The organism is Paenibacillus sp. ICGEB2008, assembly GCF_000307675.1.
GTDB classification, from domain to species: Bacteria; Bacillota; Bacilli; order Paenibacillales; family Paenibacillaceae; genus Paenibacillus; species Paenibacillus polymyxa.
In genome coordinates, this window is record NZ_AMQU01000007.1 from 359,673 (window position 1) to 375,770 (window position 16,098).

Sequence of the window (16,098 nt, forward strand, 5' to 3'; positions counted from 1 at the left end):
TTAGGATTATAACCATGTAGGTATTGTTATTATTCAAGATTTAGGCATAAAAAAAACCTAAACATATATATGTCTCAACAAAAGTCGAGCATATATACATTTAGGTTTTGCCTGCATGATCAGTCACAATCCTGATTAGATTCTACATCATAATCTGACAAAATGAAAGCGGTTTATGATTCTTAGCACAAAATTAGTTTTACGCTTTGAATAAACCGGATTCTTTAACTTCAGACAGGAAGTTGTGGAATTCAGGGATGTTCAGCTGTTGCTGAGCATCGGACAAAGCGACTGCCGGGTTCGGGTGAACTTCTACCATGATGCCGTCGGCACCAGCAGCCAGGGCAGCCTTGGCACAAGGGGCCAGGATGTCTTTACGTCCTGTAGAGTGAGTTACGTCCACCAATACAGGCAGATGGCTTTCCTTTTTCAAAATCGGAACAGCGGAAATATCCAGCGTGTTACGTGTCCATTTTTCATACGTACGAATACCGCGTTCAATCAGCATGACTTGTGTATTACCACGGGATACGATGTACTCAGCAGCATGAAGGAACTCTTCCATGGTGGCAGCCAATCCGCGTTTGAGCAGAACCGGAGTTCTCGTTTCACCCGCAGCTTTCAGCAATTCAAAGTTGTGCATGTTGCGCGCGCCAATTTGAATGATATCGATGTAAGGGATCGCTTCCTCCAAATGTCTTGGATCGACGATCTCACTGATTGTAGCTAGCCCGAACTCGTCGCCAACGCGTTTGAGAATTTGCAGGCCTTCAATACCCAGTCCTTGGAAATCATACGGAGATGTACGTGGTTTGAACGCACCACCACGCAGAATCGGCACACCGGCTTCCTTGAGAGCTGCTCCTACCTCGCGCGTTTGTTGATAGCTTTCCACCGAGCAAGGTCCTGCAACCATGATGGAGGCTTTGCCACCTACCAGTGTGTCTTTAACCTTGATAACCGTGCTATCCGGCTGATTTTTGCGGCTGACAATCAAATGTTTTTTGTGTTCTTCTTTTTGATAGTTCAGAGAAGCCTTGAAAATATTTTTGAACAACTGGCGAATTGTAGCATCGTCGAAAGGTCCACGATTAGCTGCAATCAGCTTGTCCAGCATTTGTTGCTCGCGCACTGGATCAAAGTCAGGCACTCCTTGAGCTTCTTTCAATTTTCCAAGCTGTCCCGCCAGTTCAGCGCGTTGGGACAGCAGCTCCAGCAATTGCAAGTTTGTAGCATCGAGCTGTTCCCGCAACAGCTCCAAAGAATTTTCATTGGTCGACATACAGTACACCCTTCCCGAATTTAAATTGTTTTTTCTTTCAGCCCTTGGACTTTTTGCAGAAAATAACACAAAAAGGCACTCGTCGCAAGGGACGAATGCCGTGGTACCACCCTAATTACAGAAGTATACATGCAAGTCGTCAACGTCATTCAATCGACGGCAGTAACCTCTGAGCTTGATGCCCGTAACGGGGGCTTCCGGAAACCTCTACTGCGGCCAAAGGAATGAATCCTTCTGTCGTCGGTTCAAGGCTCGACTCGGGAGTGAATTTCAACGCGGGATAGCGGTACGCTCTCAGCAATACGTACCTTTCTGTGGGAATCCGATGACGCTTACTTGTCTCCGTCTATGTCTTTGTTCATGGTATTCAAAAGATTTGACCTTATTTTAAACAAAGTGGATGCAGAAGGCAAGCCCTGATTTCCGATTCTAGTTTTTGCATTCCCTATCTGTTCTTTCATCTTGCTTGATCTCTGGGTTCGGGCTTCGCTGATGCGACTCCTCGTGGGTTATCTTCGGCTAAGGTATCATCCGTATGAGTCTTGTCCGCAGTCCTGCGGTCATCCTCTTCTACAGGATTCAAGGCTTTATAGCGTTTGTACTCCATATCAGCCTGAGACATCGGATCTTTATACATAGGAGATTGGTCAACTCCTTTCGGTGTATATACTTCATTACCCGCATAGCAGGATGAGAAATCGCTTTCTTATATCCTGTCATATGCAGTAATTAATCCAGAATATCGTCACTGTCCAGTTGCTCTTCTTCATCCCCGTCTGTACCGTTCAGCAAATCTGTACCATGCAGGAATTCAGCAGGCGCAGAGGGATCAACAGGACTATTCGGTGTTAGTTCATCGGCATCAGGCACGTCCTCCAGAGGAGTATCCGGCCCCTCAATCAGATTCTCCCAGTTTGTTTCTGCATTTTGCAGGGAAGGCTCAAAATCATGATCCTGTAGCTCAGTCTTTTGATTGTCGCGATTTGCCATCTAACTCAGCTCCTTTACTTTTTGTTGCTTATTTCGACCTTACCCAAACCGCAGAATGGCTAAACTTAGAGTTAGTGTGTCTGTAAGAAGTTAAAATCATGCGAATAGAGATATGCTCTTTCCCAATTAGCGTTTTTTTGGTAACTGCTGTGATATGATAAAGAGGAGTTGGAGGGATATGAATTGGAATGGTACATGTTTGGTCCGATGATTAGCCGAATCCGAGTCGGTCAAAAGGCGTCTACTCCAGGTTATTCGCATACCGTTATTCGGCGTCCGGATGGTTTATATTGGACAGACGGCGGACAGGCCGGAAAAATAGTAGAAATACGCGATTATTTATTCTCCGATATTTGGACGATCTATGAGGATGAAGAATGTGAACCTTGGATAGGGCTTAGAGAGCAGATGGAGCAACGCGAACAGGAAATGATCATTAATCAATATGAAGATTTTACAAATAATGATTAAAAAGAACATGATACCCTTATTATGAAGAAGGTATGAACATCATCGTATAGAATAATATAATTTCAGGAAGATAAAAATGTTAAAACATATACAAATTTGTAAATCCTACTACGTAACTTTGAGGTGCTTAATATGAGGCATGTGCCCAAAGCTGTCGCCGCTCTGCTAGCGGTCATTGTGATACTATTGTCGCTGGACCACATTGGCTATGCGGCCAAAATGACCCCGGAAAGGGAGTACAAGATCCCCTCCTGGGATATGAGATGGGGAGCAGAAGACGAGGATGGCTCTTTAGATGAGGTAAATGATCACAGTAAGGTCTGGATGCATATTGAAGATGATACACAGCTACTCAAGCAGCCAGGCAATAGAGGCACCGCCTGGATTCGTATTAAGCTACCTTCGTTAAATGATGAAACACCAGCGGTGCTTTTTGAAAATATTTATGGCAGGCACATTACGCTGTATAAGGATGGTACCAATTTTTATGAATCGTACCGTGGCTATAATTATGAGAATAATCGTATTCTGATTCCGCTGAAGCCAGAAGACAGTGGTAAAACATTATACATATGGACGGAAAGCAGCAAAAATAGACTGGGCATTATCGGAAATGTGATGACTGGTGATTATCGTGACTTGTTGGGAAACTTGGTCAGAATGGATGTCTTGGATATTGTACTAGGCAGTACATTTATCTTTATCGCCCTGGTGCTATTGATTTGCTCGTTCTTCCTGTTCCGTCCAAGTATGGCGATGTGGTTGTCCCTAAGTGCGATTGTATTGTCTATCGGTCTGATGATTGTAACGTATTCACCGTTTTTATATACGTTCTATCGCGGCTATGGCAAGCTGTATTTACAACTTTTTGATGTGGCGCTATTTATTCTGCTGCCTTCATTAGCCTTCTTTTTTGAGCAAAATATCAATTCGATTTTACTGATTCGGAAATTCAGAAAATTGTTAACCGCCTACTCTTTGTTCTGCTTCATCATCATGATTGTGAATTTAGGAGCACAGGAGCGACTCAACGATGTATATTATTTCTTTAGTGTAATCGTCCTCGGTATATTGCTCGTAGCTTTGATGGTACTTTTGGTATTTGCTTCGGTTCGCATGGCGCTTAAGGGAGACCACGAAGCGATCATTTTATCGACAGGCTTTGCATTTTTTGCAGTCATCACTATCGCAGAACTCAGCTGGTTCTTTATCCGGGACGGACACTACAATATGTTTTTATGGAAATGGGGCGTGTTCGGTTTTGTCCTGGCATTGATTGCGATCTTGGGCAGAAGGCTGGCGGAAAAGCACAAGCAGGTGGTTCGGTATTCCAGAGAACTGGAGATGTTCAATAATGAGCTTCAACGTTCAGAGAAAATGGAGATTATTAGCGATTTGGCTGCATCTGTAGCTCATGAAGTGCGCAATCCGCTTCAGGTTACACGTGGATTTCTTCAGTTGATGAGCAAGCAGGAGGATGGTAAAAACAAAGACTATCTGCATATCGCTCTGGAGGAGCTGGATCGAGCGTCCGCGATTATTACCGATTTTCTGACTTTTGCCAAGCCGGAGTTTGACCATACCAAAACGTTGACCATATTGGATGAGTTCAAGCATATTGAAGGAATTATCAGTCCAATGGCAAATTTGCAAGGTGGCAAAATTTCGCTGGATATTCCCCAGGAAATTAAAGTGCGCGGGAATTCCTCCAAATTCAAGCAGGCATTTATCAATATTATCAAAAATAGTATTGAAGCGCTGCGAGAACAGGGACATATTCATATATGGGCTTATGTGGACAATGGAGAAGCAGTCATTCATATTCGGGATAATGGTGAAGGGATGGATGCTCAGACCTTATCCAGACTAGGTGAGCCTTATTTTTCGAATAAGACTAAAGGCACGGGTTTGGGGATGATGGTGACATTTCGGATTATTGAAACGATGAATGGTAAAATATCTTTTACAAGTGCAAAAGGGGTGGGAACAGAAGCGACCATCCGCTTCCCCGTAGCCGGATAACATCCGGCTTTTTTGCGTTCGGAGAAAACGGAGGGAAGCTTGCTGAGCCCACCCGCCTGAGATTAAGAAGTATAGATTAAATAAGCTACAAGTGCCAATCTACCACATCGAGCGAGGCTTCTGGGATGTAGCAAGCACACCTGAAGGGTTTGGAGGGATTACTAGATAGAACTGGTCAGACGTTTCCTCTACCGTTTTGATTTGGATATGATCGGGGATCACGACTCCTAACACATCACGAATTGCAGATTTGGGATCTGCCATCAGTTTTTCTCTGAAACTGGCATCCTCCCAAGCTTTTTGAATGACTTGTGTTTGAAGAACTTCAGTAGCCATCAAAAATCACCCTCTCATTCGATTGGTTATATTTACCTAGTCAGTATACCACGTAAGACTCAGAAAAATCTAGCATTACTTCATATTTTTGGAGAGCCAATAATCAAGCCCGCCTCTTCGCAAATGTGATCGTCCGCCTTCAATTTCTGCTGCCTCTTCGCTGAGTTCTGCTGCAATGGAATGTGCGAACCTATGCAGGCCGTGGATAGTAGGCTCCATCGTCTCTAGCTCCTGAACGGCTTGATTCGCAATATTCACATAGCTAGCGAGTGCGCCTCGCACATAAATCGCTTCCTGAATTTCTTGTGGTCCTAGTCCTTCACAGTACGGCTTCTTCCGTTCGGCGCTAATATGGGACAATAGGCAGTTATAGCTATGCTCCATCAAATCCTCTGTCCAATCTGCCCAATCATCCGACATTTGGAGCACGAGCAGGGCCAAATCCGTCATCGCTGTAACGATCTCGATCAGGTCAGCATGGTCTGCGAGCAGTAGAGCACCCGTTCCGGCCATTTTTAATGGACTGGCTTTCAGTGCGACCTTATTTCTGTCACCTTGAAAATAGTCTGCTGCTCCTTCGGATACCACACTAACGGCCCATTCGTCCACATACGTCCGGGCATATGTCCAAAAAGGGGAGGTTGCCGGAAAAAGCTCCTGATAAATGTTTTGGCACTCGGTATAGAAAAGCTGGCTTAAGGCAAGTTGCGTTTTACGGTTGTCTGCTGCTGTGTCCATCACGTCGTCTTGGATTAAATAATGAGCCATGACGAACACGTTGCCGAGTGACAGCTTGCGACATGTTTCGGGAGGCAGTCCGGTGAGTTCCTGCAGCCAAAATGGAAGCAAATAGCATATGTAATTACGAGTACTGTCTTCACGCAACGGATTAAACCGTGCCAGGTAGTCTAACCCCTCTTGCTGAAAGGGAGCCGGAAATGTGGCCGTCCGTTCCTCCGCTTGACGAAATACCTTTTCCAATTCTTCTTTGTATGCAAAATACCACTCCATGGCCATCACCCGCATCTCTTATAAATGTTTTTGTAGCGACTTCTAGTTGTTACCCGCCATTGTACAACAGATTGCAATTTTCAAGAATTTGTTATTTTTAAATAAGAAATGTTGTGAAAAACATATAAAATGAATAAAAAAAGCTGAAATAGAAAATATAGATGAAAAAGGATGAAAGGAGGGGCCACAACATGAAAAAACAATGGAAATTGACCGCTGCTATCCTATATGGAGGAGTGATGATGTATGGTACTGCGAGTGCAGGAGCATCTGGTATTGAATCGGGTAATCCGTTGCAAGCTCTCACTCCCAACGATTCTGTCCAAGGAGAAGCCCACCAGTGGAATATTGATCCACAGGATGACCACGGGCATGGACATGTGCATAGACATAGACACGGCAAAGGGCCGGGCGGCTTGAATCACCATCTCAACGAGAAAGTAGCTAGGCTGCTGGGTATCACCCCTGTCCAGTTAGAGAAAGAGCTGGGGCAAGGGAAATCGTTAGCCGAGGTAGCTAAAAGCAAAGGCATTCGCGAGGATCAACTTATTGATAAATTGAAGAATGAAATGACTGTGGATTTGAAGCGGCTTGTAAATCGTAAAGGTCCGATTACCTTCGATCGTAAGTCCGGGACTTCGAATGAGGCTCAATTGAAGCGTTAGTCTGAAGTAGAATCGTTTTACGACAAAAAAGGATGGGGAGAACCCATCCTATCCTTATATTTCAACTTCCTTCATAAAGTGACTGTTGTGAGGAGAATCAGCTATCTTTAAAAAGCTTAAAAAAATCAATGGTTTCATTAAAATCTTCATCATCCGTATAAATGTTCATGATCTTGCCTATTTCGATTGCAAAATCTACATACTTATTGGGTTTAGCAGATATGATATTCTTGTGGATCTCCAGACCCGATGGATGACTCACATGATTTTTAGGGGAAACACCTGCTAGCTCTAATAGTTCAGTGGCAGAACAAATGGTTGCAATCACTTTATGATCATTATTCAGGGTATGAATGAGAGCTAGAAGTTGTTTGTTTGTCTTTAATTGAGTGTTATCTCCACCAGGTATAATGAGGAGTTGAATGTCCTCCGCAGCCACTTCATCAAGGGCTACCGCAGGCGTAACTTTAAAATCCTCATAGGAAATAACAGGTTCTTTGGTTACTCCAATCGTAACAATATTCCCTTTGGTTTTCATAAAATAGGTTGCCAGCATAATTTCAAAACTAACATAACCATCATAAATTAGAACATGTGACTTCATTTATACACCCACTAACAATTTTTTAGTTTAAGTCCGTTAAAAGCGTCTTTAGGAAGATTACATATAGTCAGAATATATCATCTTGAAGAGTTTAAATCCATATTTTACAGCAATATCAATAAGTTTTGGTAATCTAACTTGTTGAATTTTGGTCAGTATGGATTCAAATTAAAAAAATAACCAGTCACCTTGAAATTAACAGCGACTGGTTATTGAGTTTTGCTCGGATGCGAGTGAAGTGAAACCTACAATAGCTTTTAAGCTGGGAAATACGGCTATGTGACACGCCAATCCATTCAGCATATTCGCCTTGCTTGGCTGTGGGATGCTCACGAATGAGGCTTCTTAGATGTTCAACCAAAGTTGTGATGACGATCAAATGACGCTGTTTCCTTTCAAATCGTGTATGCATTTTTTTACATAAAAATGAATCTCTGAAATAGCTTAAATCCTGAACCGAATAGCATAAATGGCAGCAAACGCCGATATATTTCCGCATACTTAACAATCCTGTTTCAACATCCAAGTAAAATTCCAAAGACTCGCCAGCTTGAATTCCCATAGAGTTTCGCAATTCCTTAGGAATAACAATCCGGCCTAACGTGTCCAAGGGACGTGTCATACCTGTATTTTTCAAGTGACCTTCTCCTTATCATAATAATCTATCAACCAATAATCTCCTAATAAAAAAAATAAAAATCTATAAAATAAAAGTATTTATCGATGTTCCAAAAGATGGTATTATCATGAATGAAAAACAATAAGTATACTATTAGTTTCAAAACTATATGAATTATTGAAATGGGAATCTATGAAGATGCTGAAAGGGTGGTTTATCCATGGAAATCACACCTACGATACAGGCAGAAGTTCAAACCTATCTAAAACGCAAAAGCTTAACCATGACCGAGTTTGGTCACACGATCGATTTGAATGTAGGTACAGTTAGTGGTATTGTGACGGGCAATCGATCTATGTCGGTTCACCAACTGGATAGTATTACTGCGGGAATGAATTTACCACCGGATTATTTTTACGAACGCTATATTGAAGAATGCATTGAAGAATGTCCGCTCAACTGGAAAAAAATCAGCCCGTTCCTGTACCGATGCATTGAGCTAGGGCGATTGGACTGCTTGCAGCGAGTTGTCATTCTATTATTGGATAACCCTAATTATCTGCCATCGCTCTTTGAAGTCGCCGAAAATGTGTACAAAGACGGTTACAGCGAAGCAGCCGCATACCTGTACAAAAAGGTAGCTGAGAGCGAGAAGCAACAGCATTCAGAACGATTGGCAATCTGCCAGTATCGCTTGTTCCAAATCAAAGTCGGACAGGATCGGGCAGTAAACCTTCAGGCTGCTATTGAATTCGCCCCTTTTGTGGATCGCTTAGATGAGATAGAGCAACTGGATGCTTTAAAAGATTTGGCGAATGTCTATAGATCATTAAGCATGTGGGATAAGGTGTATGAATTCGCACATCAAATGGGTCAGTTAGGACAACTCCAATATCATCTGGTTCACAATTCCAAGCGAAAAGGAACAGAGCCACGAAAAAAGCTAAGCAGACCATTGTTTGTATACATAGTTTATGCCGAATTGTTGTGTGCTAACGCTTGTGATGCCAAAGGCAACCATGACCAAGCATTAGAGCATATTCGTGGTTATGCTGATTTAAATTGGGTAAAAGAGCAGGACTCTGATACGCTTTATTGGAAACGCAAGTATCAACAGTGGGCGAAAATTAATACTTATGTTAACAGGCTTATGTCTGGTGATATTAGTGTTCTGCCAGATTACGTAGAACATATAGCTGCCGAAAAAGAGATTTTAGCCGAGCTATTGAATGTCCTTGAAGTGGCTAATCGCTATAATGTAGATGTAGATCATATTCTCCGACGGTTTGAATCGCAAATTGCAGCGTATCAGGAGTCACCTTCTTCTGACATGTACACACAACAAGTGTTAACAGAAGAATACGTAAGGTTTTGGTACAAGATAGCCAAGTACAGCCTAAATAAAGGCAGATATACATATGGTTTCAAATGTTTATTAATCGCCTTTGAAAAAGCTGTTACAATTAACCATGTATTACTCATTGCCAATTGTTTTGGATTATTTCTTCATTTCAAAACAAATGCGGCACCTAAAACACAAGCTCAGTTCCATTCTATTTATGAGGAGGTGTGGGAGAAAAATGATCAAAAAGATGGCTTTTTGCTTGGCGGTAACTAGTTTCTTACTGGTATTCACAGTACCAGCTCAAACTGCAAATTTAAGCCATGGCACGATCCAAGTTCAAGGACACATTGGTGGATCTTGACGAGTACTAATTCATTTTATTGGCCAGCTTATTGCTGGTCTCTTTTTGTATTATTTTGTAATTTTTTGCTTCAAAATTGATCTTGGCCTATTTGTACATCCCTTCTTAAAATGAAATTCATGAGGAGGTATGTAGGATGAACAAGGATGAAAAGGTAACGTTAATTCAACAAATGGAACATGCCAGACAACACATGCATGATCTTTACGCAGAGTATGGCCTAGGACATGCCTGTGTACTGGAGCAGTCTATGCTTTTGGATGAACTGATTAATCAGTTCAACCGTATGTTTCAGACCAGGAAGCAGCCTCACCAAGTTTTGGACCAGATCCTTAACAACGACGATGGTATGCTGAGTTCATCCCCCCATTCCTATTATGCAAAACTGTGATTTCTCCCACGTAATGCTTATAATTATTCAATATAATGACTTATTTTAAAATAAAATACATATCCATGTCATAAAATGTTAATCAGTTTGGAACATGATTCATCACACTTAGACAGCAAAAAAGCAGAGCTCAATACGTGAGCCCTGCGAAAGTCCTTGATGTTGCTTGAAATCCCTATGCTGATACGCTGAGGCAAAATGACTAGCTAAGCTCCTGTGTGCTTTTGGAAGAACGTTTGGAGGAAAGGAACTGAAAATGAAGCCGCCAGTTCAATCGCTGTCTGCCTTTGGAGCCAACAATCCAGTTGCCGCCAGGCAGATGGGCAAAGAGCCAGCTGATACCGAGAGAAGCACTTGCCACGACGACAAACGTAATGAGCGTAGCTGTAAAATGATGATCCCCTAGGGCAAGCGGACGGGTGTAAAAGGATATGAAGGACAGCACGAGCGCATGGGCCAGATATCCTCCGAAGGAATAGCGTCCGATCCAGTTTAGCATACGACGAAACGGCTCGGAACGCTGGTCTTTTTGCAAATGAAGTAGCAGCCCATACAACAAAAGCAACTGCGAGACAATCAGTACGAAGGTGCTTGGCTTCAGATAGGTAGAAATATTGAGATTGATCGTATCGCCCGACTGGATCAGCATCGTATGACCCATGAGCATGAACAGACCAATAAAAACAAATACATTCCATGGCAACGTCTGCTGGGCCAATCCCCGCCAGGTGTCCGTCATATAGGCGCATACTGCGCCCAGCATAAAATAGAAAAAGTACATAACAAAGTTATAAGTGCGGTAATCTAACAGGGTCTGCCCAAAGGATGGCAACCAAGCGCTCCATGCAGACATGTCATAGTAGGACCATTGTAACAGCAACGCATAAGCCGCAGCAGCAATCAGCATGACAGCCAAAACAAGCTGCTTGCGCTTTTTGGTGCTATAACGACGTAGAAACGTTCGAATCTGCTCGGTTGCTTTTGCAAATAAAGGAAACCAAATATAAAACTGAAAGATCATGACCACAAACCATAGATGATATCCGCTGACAGGGATGATCATTTCCTCGAACATACCTTTGTAAAAGGATAAATTTCCCCACTGCGCGGTTGACCAGTTCTGAGTACATACCCAATAAACAACCGTCCAGCAGAGAAAAGGAACATAAATATCTCGAAACCGTCTGCCAATATAACGGGAATAGCCAATCGGTTTGTTACCATTATAAAATAACAGCGCCGCAGACAGGAAAACGAACGTCGGTGTGCCAAAACGTGTCAAATGGTACAGCATCGCGAGCATAACGGAATCCGGCTGTTGGATGTCGCTGCGATAAATATATTCGCCAATGCAATGCTGAAGCACGACAGCGAGGTAGGCAAGACCCCGTAGTTCTGTCCACTCTGCGATACGCGGCTTGCTCATCCATATCACTCCTTTTCCTCAAGATTCGCACATGTTTTTCCTAGCACAATTGTAGGTATTGTACCGTAGGAACATTAGTGCAGGATTAACGCTACCTGAAAGTATGGAGAGTGAAGTGGTTCCAATTTAATATGATTGCGTTTACAATCTAAATAAAAACAAAGCAAATTAAATTTAAGGATGCGCATAGGAAGAGGAGAGGAAGGATGAAGAAAACGCTGCTGGTGTACATGCTGTTGATTGCGGCCTTTGCTCTCTATGTGTTCAGATATGAACAATCCGAGCGGTTGAATGGAGCTTGGGAGGAAAAAGGGCTGCGAGGCAGCATCGGAGAAACGTATATGATGATTACGTTCCAGTCCGGTTTGGAATATTGGAAAAGCGGGCTCAAAGGCTTCGAGGATGCTGGGGATGCCTTGGGGGTAACGGTGGAGTACCGGGGGGCGACCCGGTATGATGCACAGGAGCAGATGACCATCATTGAGCAGGCGATTGCCCGTAAACCCGCAGGCATTGCCATATCAGCGATTGATCCACACTCCCTGATCCCGGTCATTAATAAGGCGCTGGATGCGGACATTCCTGTCGTGCTGTTTGACGCTGGAGCGCCGGGGAGCCGGGCGTATACATTTTTGGGCACGGATAATTATAAGGCGGGTGTGACCGCTGCGGAAAAAATGGCTGAGCTGTTGGGACGTGAAGGCCAAGTCGCTGTTCTGACACTGCCGGGGCAGCAAAATCATGAGGAACGCTCGCGCGGCTTTCGCGATACCATTCAGCGGCAGTATCCTGCCATGAAGGTGGTGGAAGTGGTAGATGGTCGTGCTGACGTGATGGTGTCCAGGGATGAATCGCTAAGGTTGATGAAGGCTTATCCGAAACTGGCGGGTATTTTTGTGACCGAAGCCACCGGAGGAACAGGTGTGGGTGAGGCGGCACTGAGCCAAAAAGGCAGTCATCCGCTAAAAATTATTTCTTTTGATACGAATAAAGCGACACTGGATATGATTCGTGATGGGACCATCTCGGCAACGATTGCCCAAGGGACATGGAATATGGGCTATTGGTCACTTCAATATCTGTTCCATCTGCATCATCATTTGACGATTCCTGCACCTTCTTCGTCTGGAGATAACACCCCGCTCCCCGTGCGGGTGGATACTGGGATTTCCGTCGTCACCCGAGCGAATGTAGATGATTATTATGCAAAATAAATATTGGAAGCGCATCCACTTAGGGATGCATCAAATGATGCCGAGGTTACGCTTGCGCAATATGCCTTTACGCTATCAGCTCATGGTGCTGTTCTTGCTGTTTGGCATCGTGCCTTCACTGGGACTAGGCCTGCTGGTGAATTGGACGGTGGAACGGATTATTGAGCGGCAGGTGGAAAACCATACGATGCAGTTAATTGGCAAGGTGAACGAAGCACTGGATACCAAAATGGAAAATTTACAGAACATGACGTATCTGATTGCGTTTAATCCTGAAGTTGGGGAGTTTTGGAAAGGGCGGACGCTGGCTGATGGTCACGCGGGTCATACGAGTAGTGTAATGCCAGAAAATCAGGCGGAGCAAGCACAGAAGCCTCTCCTTAACCAGGCTCCCGGCTCCAAGCAGGTTGTAAGTTCCGTACAGGAGCAGGATACCTTGTATGAAATGAAGCAATTTTTGCAGGGTTTTACCACGTTATATCCTGAAATTGCCGGGATTCTGATCGTGAACGAAAAAGGAGATTATATCAGCAATGAAATGTATGCTCGAAGCACACGCAGTCTGACGGAAGAAGACTGGTACACACAGGCGGCGCAGCATGCAGGGATATTCACTGTGCTGGGACAGCCAAGTCACCGTAATGTGACCACTCATGTCCGGTACAAGGACAGTGAAATTGTCTCTGTCGTCCGTTCGGTCACGGATTCGGAGACAGGACATGTACTGGGTGTAATTATGATTGATCTCAAGCTGCGGGCTGTGTCGCAAGCTGCCAGAGATGTAACCTTGGGCAAAAGCGGGTATGTCATGGTGACAGATGCCAAGGGACGCAGTGTATATATGCCAGATATGCCTTTGATTGAGCGCATTCCGTCGCAATGGTTCGGGCCAGAGGATAGCGGGATGTTTACCCGTGAAGCCGGAGGCAGGGAATTGCTGTTCATGTTCCAGGCTTCCGAGTTCACGGGCTGGAGAACCGTGGGAGTATTCCCGGCACGCGAATCTACACTGGAAGTGCGGCAAATTCAGTTCTACGTTGTCTGTTTTGTTTTCATTGTATGTCTGTTTGGCTTAACGGCATCCTTGCGATTGTCCAGTTCTATCGCGCAGCCAATTTTCCGGCTTATGTCTTATATGCGTACAGCAGAGACGGGGGATCTTACGGTTCGCCAATGGAGTGAGCGCGGGGATGAAATCGGAATGCTGGGCCGGAGCTTTAACCGGATGCTGGAGCAAATCCGCCGTCTCATGTCGCTTAGCGAACTGAGGGAACGACAAAAACGGGATGCCGAACTACGCAGTCTTCAAGAGCATATTAAGCCGCATTTTCTATACAATACGCTAGATACCATTCATTGGATGGCCCGAAAAAATGGAGCAGACGACGTATCCGATATGGTGGGGGCGTTATCGAGATTGTTCCGCCTTGGACTGAGCAAAGGGGATGACTTTATTCCGCTGCGCTCTGAGATTGAGCATATCTCAAGCTATATGCAAATCCAGCAAACCCGTTATCGTGACCGACTTCGCTGGGAATTAAATGTACCCGACGGGCTGAAGGATCTGTTTGTGTTGAAGCTTATGCTTCAGCCTGTGGTGGAAAATGCGATTTACCACGGCATTAAGGCCAGACGTGGTCCAGGCACGATTTGCGTAGAAGCTAAAGCCGAGGACGGCAAGCTGCTGCTGACGGTACGTGACGACGGTGCAGGGATGACGGCAGAGCGTCTGCGTGAGCTGCGTGAATGGCTGGAAATACCGCTGGAGGCGATGGAAGGAAAACGGAAACAAAAGGAAGTTCGTACAAATGGCAGAAGCTACGGCATGCTGAATGTACAAGCGCGTATCCGATTGTCTTTTGGCGAGGAATATGGAATTACATTGGACAGTAAGGAAGGGACAGGTACCTGCGTTACAATCACTCATCCGTTGCTGCTGGATATGGCGCAACTGAAGAAGCCTTATGACAAAGGAGAGGGTCAGGATGACGAAATCCAAGGGAACAGACAACGCGACAACGGCGAGTCTGATTGACCAAGCCATACCAGAAGTGACGATAGGGACGGCCCGACGTTATCAAGTATTGATCGCAGATGATGAGCCGATCATCCGTGAGGGGATTCGGGACTGCCTAGACTGGACGGCTCTGGGCATGGAGGTTGTAGCAGAGGCAGAGGACGGTGAAGAAGCGCTGGAACTGATTGGTCAGCTTAGCATCGACATCGTGCTGGTCGATATGAATATGCCATTCATGGATGGAATTGAACTGATTCGGCAGCTGCGGGAAGGACGCTCGGAGTGCCGTTGCCTGATCATTTCCGGGCATGATGAATTTGCTTATGCACAGGAAGCTGTACGGCTTGGCGTAGAAGATTATATTCTGAAGCCGGTAAATGCGGATCAGCTTCACGCTGCATTGTCACGGCTTCGTCAGCGACTGGACGAGGAGCACAAACGCGCCGCCTATGTAGAACAAGCTGCCGGGCAGATTGAACGGAATATTCCGCTGCTGCGTCAGCGGTTTTGCCTGGAATGGCTGGAAGGACAGCACACGGGAAAAGACGTCATGGAGCAGTTGGCGTTTTTACGTCTTCCATCCCGGCCGCCTGTACAAATCGGCGCGGTACGGTGGCCTGCAGCAGAAGCACGGCAGACGATTATGCGTGAGAATGACCGCCAGTTGTTTCTTTTCGCCGCTGAAAATATTATTGGCGAACTGCTGGAGGACCGATCACATGTGTTGTTTCGCGATGCGAACGGGCTGATCGGCATATGCCTGTGGCAGGAGGCACCCGAGACGATCGGCGCTTCTATAGAGCAGGCCATTGGAGGCTACCTGAATATAGCGGTTCACACCCATGTGGAGTCCAACGAGGGTGGGCTGGAAGGCGCAATCAATGCGTACCGGGTGAGCCGGGATCGGGTGTACGGTGAAGCGCAGCTATCTCCCATCGTACGCCGGGCACGGCAGCTTATTCAGGAAGGTTATGCCGATCGCGAGCTGACGCTGGAAGCTCTTGCCTCGCGGCTACAGGTATCGGCTGTATATCTTAGCCGTGTGCTCAAAAAGGAGCTCAACGACAGCTTCGTGACCCTCGTCACGCGTGCCCGTATCCGCAAAGCAGTGCAGCTACTGGACTCTACGACGTTATCTGTGCTTGATATAGCAGAACGTACGGGATACGATAGTCAGCACTATTTTAGCACTGCTTTTAAAAAGACCATGGGCGTGTCGCCTGTGCAGTACCGTAAGGGCGGGGGAATTCAGGAAAATTCGTCGGAATAGGAATGTTGGATTGCGGAATTGCCTTGCGCCCTCTCATGATAATCTGTGCTAAAAAGTGTGTGTGTAATCACACC

Annotated in this window: 16 protein-coding genes and 1 other annotated feature; of the genes, 8 read left to right on the forward strand and 8 right to left on the reverse strand. The window is 45.2% G+C overall.

Annotated elements, in window-relative coordinates; genetic code table 11:
* Positions 1-199: 199 nt before the first annotated feature.
* From C400_RS0106385 to C400_RS0106400, 3 genes are all read right to left on the reverse strand, one after another.
* Positions 200-1,282, reverse strand: a complete 1,083-nt coding sequence (locus C400_RS0106385; protein WP_013369718.1) for a bifunctional 3-deoxy-7-phosphoheptulonate synthase/chorismate mutase — start codon at positions 1,280-1,282, stop codon at positions 200-202.
* 84 nt (positions 1,283-1,366) lie between these two features.
* Positions 1,367-1,640: a binding site (T-box leader), on the reverse strand.
* A 99-nt stretch (positions 1,641-1,739) separates the two neighbouring features.
* Entirely contained in the window at positions 1,740-1,919 is a 180-nt protein-coding gene (locus C400_RS0106395; RefSeq protein ID WP_016821368.1) for a hypothetical protein, read from the reverse strand.
* Positions 1,920-2,011: 92 nt separating this feature from the next.
* The gene (locus tag C400_RS0106400) at positions 2,012-2,272 is read right to left on the reverse strand and encodes a hypothetical protein (protein ID WP_013369720.1); all 261 of its coding nucleotides are present in this window, start codon (positions 2,270-2,272) and stop codon (positions 2,012-2,014) included.
* Between the two features lie 183 nt (positions 2,273-2,455).
* On the opposite strand from C400_RS0106400, the gene C400_RS0106405 reads away from it, so the two are divergent.
* On the forward strand, positions 2,456-2,743 hold the full coding sequence (locus tag C400_RS0106405; RefSeq protein ID WP_017426373.1) for a hypothetical protein: 288 nt from the start codon (positions 2,456-2,458) through the stop codon (positions 2,741-2,743).
* Positions 2,744-2,875: 132 nt separating this feature from the next.
* Positions 2,876-4,765 (forward strand): ATP-binding protein, encoded by a 1,890-nt coding sequence (locus tag C400_RS0106410; protein ID WP_017426374.1) that lies wholly within the window; start codon positions 2,876-2,878, stop codon positions 4,763-4,765.
* A 99-nt stretch (positions 4,766-4,864) separates the two neighbouring features.
* Here the strand turns inward: C400_RS0106410 and C400_RS0106415 are convergent, their stop codons facing one another.
* Together C400_RS0106415 and C400_RS0106420 are read right to left on the reverse strand one after the other, a co-directional pair.
* Positions 4,865-5,101, reverse strand: coding sequence for an NHLP leader peptide family RiPP precursor (locus C400_RS0106415; RefSeq protein WP_016821365.1), 237 nt, complete (start codon positions 5,099-5,101; stop codon positions 4,865-4,867).
* Between the two features lie 75 nt (positions 5,102-5,176).
* Positions 5,177-6,112, reverse strand: coding sequence for a hypothetical protein (locus C400_RS0106420; protein WP_026065385.1), 936 nt, complete (start codon positions 6,110-6,112; stop codon positions 5,177-5,179).
* Between the two features lie 191 nt (positions 6,113-6,303).
* Here C400_RS0106420 and C400_RS0106425 point away from each other — a divergent pair, with 191 nt between their 5' ends.
* Entirely contained in the window at positions 6,304-6,777 is a 474-nt protein-coding gene (locus C400_RS0106425) for a hypothetical protein (RefSeq protein WP_016821363.1), read from the forward strand.
* A gap of 97 nt (positions 6,778-6,874) precedes the next feature.
* Here the strand turns inward: C400_RS0106425 and C400_RS0106430 are convergent, their stop codons facing one another.
* Positions 6,875-7,381 carry a DJ-1/PfpI family protein gene (locus C400_RS0106430; protein WP_017426376.1) on the reverse strand — a complete coding sequence of 169 codons (507 nt, stop codon included), beginning with the start codon at positions 7,379-7,381 and terminating at the stop codon, positions 6,875-6,877.
* Between the two features lie 184 nt (positions 7,382-7,565).
* Positions 7,566-8,018 carry an AbrB/MazE/SpoVT family DNA-binding domain-containing protein gene (locus C400_RS0106435; RefSeq protein ID WP_017426377.1) on the reverse strand — a complete coding sequence of 151 codons (453 nt, stop codon included), beginning with the start codon at positions 8,016-8,018 and terminating at the stop codon, positions 7,566-7,568.
* A gap of 202 nt (positions 8,019-8,220) precedes the next feature.
* On the opposite strand from C400_RS0106435, the gene C400_RS0106440 reads away from it, so the two are divergent.
* Both C400_RS0106440 and C400_RS0106445 read left to right on the forward strand, forming a co-directional pair.
* Entirely contained in the window at positions 8,221-9,618 is a 1,398-nt protein-coding gene (locus C400_RS0106440; RefSeq protein ID WP_016821361.1) for a helix-turn-helix domain-containing protein, read from the forward strand.
* A gap of 224 nt (positions 9,619-9,842) precedes the next feature.
* Positions 9,843-10,097, forward strand: a complete 255-nt coding sequence (locus tag C400_RS0106445) for an aspartyl-phosphate phosphatase Spo0E family protein (RefSeq protein WP_016821360.1) — start codon at positions 9,843-9,845, stop codon at positions 10,095-10,097.
* 202 nt (positions 10,098-10,299) lie between these two features.
* Here C400_RS0106445 and C400_RS0106450 read toward each other — a convergent pair whose 3' ends face one another.
* Complete coding sequence (locus tag C400_RS0106450; protein ID WP_017426378.1) at positions 10,300-11,523, reverse strand: acyltransferase; 1,224 nt, start codon at positions 11,521-11,523, stop codon at positions 10,300-10,302.
* Between the two features lie 206 nt (positions 11,524-11,729).
* Between C400_RS0106450 and C400_RS0106455 the strand changes: the two genes are divergently transcribed.
* The 3 genes from C400_RS0106455 to C400_RS0106465 are packed head-to-tail and all read left to right on the forward strand — an operon-like array spanning position 11,730 to position 16,024.
* Positions 11,730-12,737, forward strand: coding sequence for a substrate-binding domain-containing protein (locus C400_RS0106455; protein ID WP_017426379.1), 1,008 nt, complete (start codon positions 11,730-11,732; stop codon positions 12,735-12,737).
* Between the two features lie 34 nt (positions 12,738-12,771).
* On the forward strand, positions 12,772-14,772 hold the full coding sequence (locus C400_RS0106460) for a cache domain-containing sensor histidine kinase (RefSeq protein ID WP_038978144.1): 2,001 nt from the start codon (positions 12,772-12,774) through the stop codon (positions 14,770-14,772).
* Positions 14,723-16,024: a response regulator gene (locus C400_RS0106465; protein WP_017426381.1), complete on the forward strand. Its 1,302-nt coding sequence runs from the start codon at positions 14,723-14,725 to the stop codon at positions 16,022-16,024. The genes C400_RS0106460 and C400_RS0106465 overlap by 50 nt, the downstream gene beginning before the upstream one ends.
* Positions 16,025-16,098: the final 74 nt, after the last annotated feature.

What these genes read in the sequence shown, in the direction of transcription:
- C400_RS0106385 (WP_013369718.1), bottom strand. Translation starts at nt 1,282, where the DNA reads ATGTCGACCAATGAAAATTCTTTGGAGCTGTTGCGGGAACAGCTCGAT.
- C400_RS0106395 (WP_016821368.1), bottom strand. Translation starts at nt 1,919, where the DNA reads ATGTATAAAGATCCGATGTCTCAGGCTGATATGGAGTACAAACGCTAT.
- C400_RS0106400 (WP_013369720.1), bottom strand. Translation starts at nt 2,272, where the DNA reads ATGGCAAATCGCGACAATCAAAAGACTGAGCTACAGGATCATGATTTT.
- C400_RS0106410 (WP_017426374.1), top strand. Translation starts at nt 2,876, where the DNA reads ATGAGGCATGTGCCCAAAGCTGTCGCCGCTCTGCTAGCGGTCATTGTG.
- C400_RS0106415 (WP_016821365.1), bottom strand. Translation starts at nt 5,101, where the DNA reads ATGGCTACTGAAGTTCTTCAAACACAAGTCATTCAAAAAGCTTGGGAG.
- C400_RS0106420 (WP_026065385.1), bottom strand. Translation starts at nt 6,112, where the DNA reads ATGGAGTGGTATTTTGCATACAAAGAAGAATTGGAAAAGGTATTTCGT.
- C400_RS0106425 (WP_016821363.1), top strand. Translation starts at nt 6,304, where the DNA reads ATGAAAAAACAATGGAAATTGACCGCTGCTATCCTATATGGAGGAGTG.
- C400_RS0106430 (WP_017426376.1), bottom strand. Translation starts at nt 7,381, where the DNA reads ATGAAGTCACATGTTCTAATTTATGATGGTTATGTTAGTTTTGAAATT.
- C400_RS0106440 (WP_016821361.1), top strand. Translation starts at nt 8,221, where the DNA reads ATGGAAATCACACCTACGATACAGGCAGAAGTTCAAACCTATCTAAAA.
- C400_RS0106445 (WP_016821360.1), top strand. Translation starts at nt 9,843, where the DNA reads ATGAACAAGGATGAAAAGGTAACGTTAATTCAACAAATGGAACATGCC.
- C400_RS0106450 (WP_017426378.1), bottom strand. Translation starts at nt 11,523, where the DNA reads ATGAGCAAGCCGCGTATCGCAGAGTGGACAGAACTACGGGGTCTTGCC.
- C400_RS0106455 (WP_017426379.1), top strand. Translation starts at nt 11,730, where the DNA reads ATGAAGAAAACGCTGCTGGTGTACATGCTGTTGATTGCGGCCTTTGCT.
- C400_RS0106460 (WP_038978144.1), top strand. Translation starts at nt 12,772, where the DNA reads ATGATGCCGAGGTTACGCTTGCGCAATATGCCTTTACGCTATCAGCTC.
- C400_RS0106465 (WP_017426381.1), top strand. Translation starts at nt 14,723, where the DNA reads ATGACGAAATCCAAGGGAACAGACAACGCGACAACGGCGAGTCTGATT.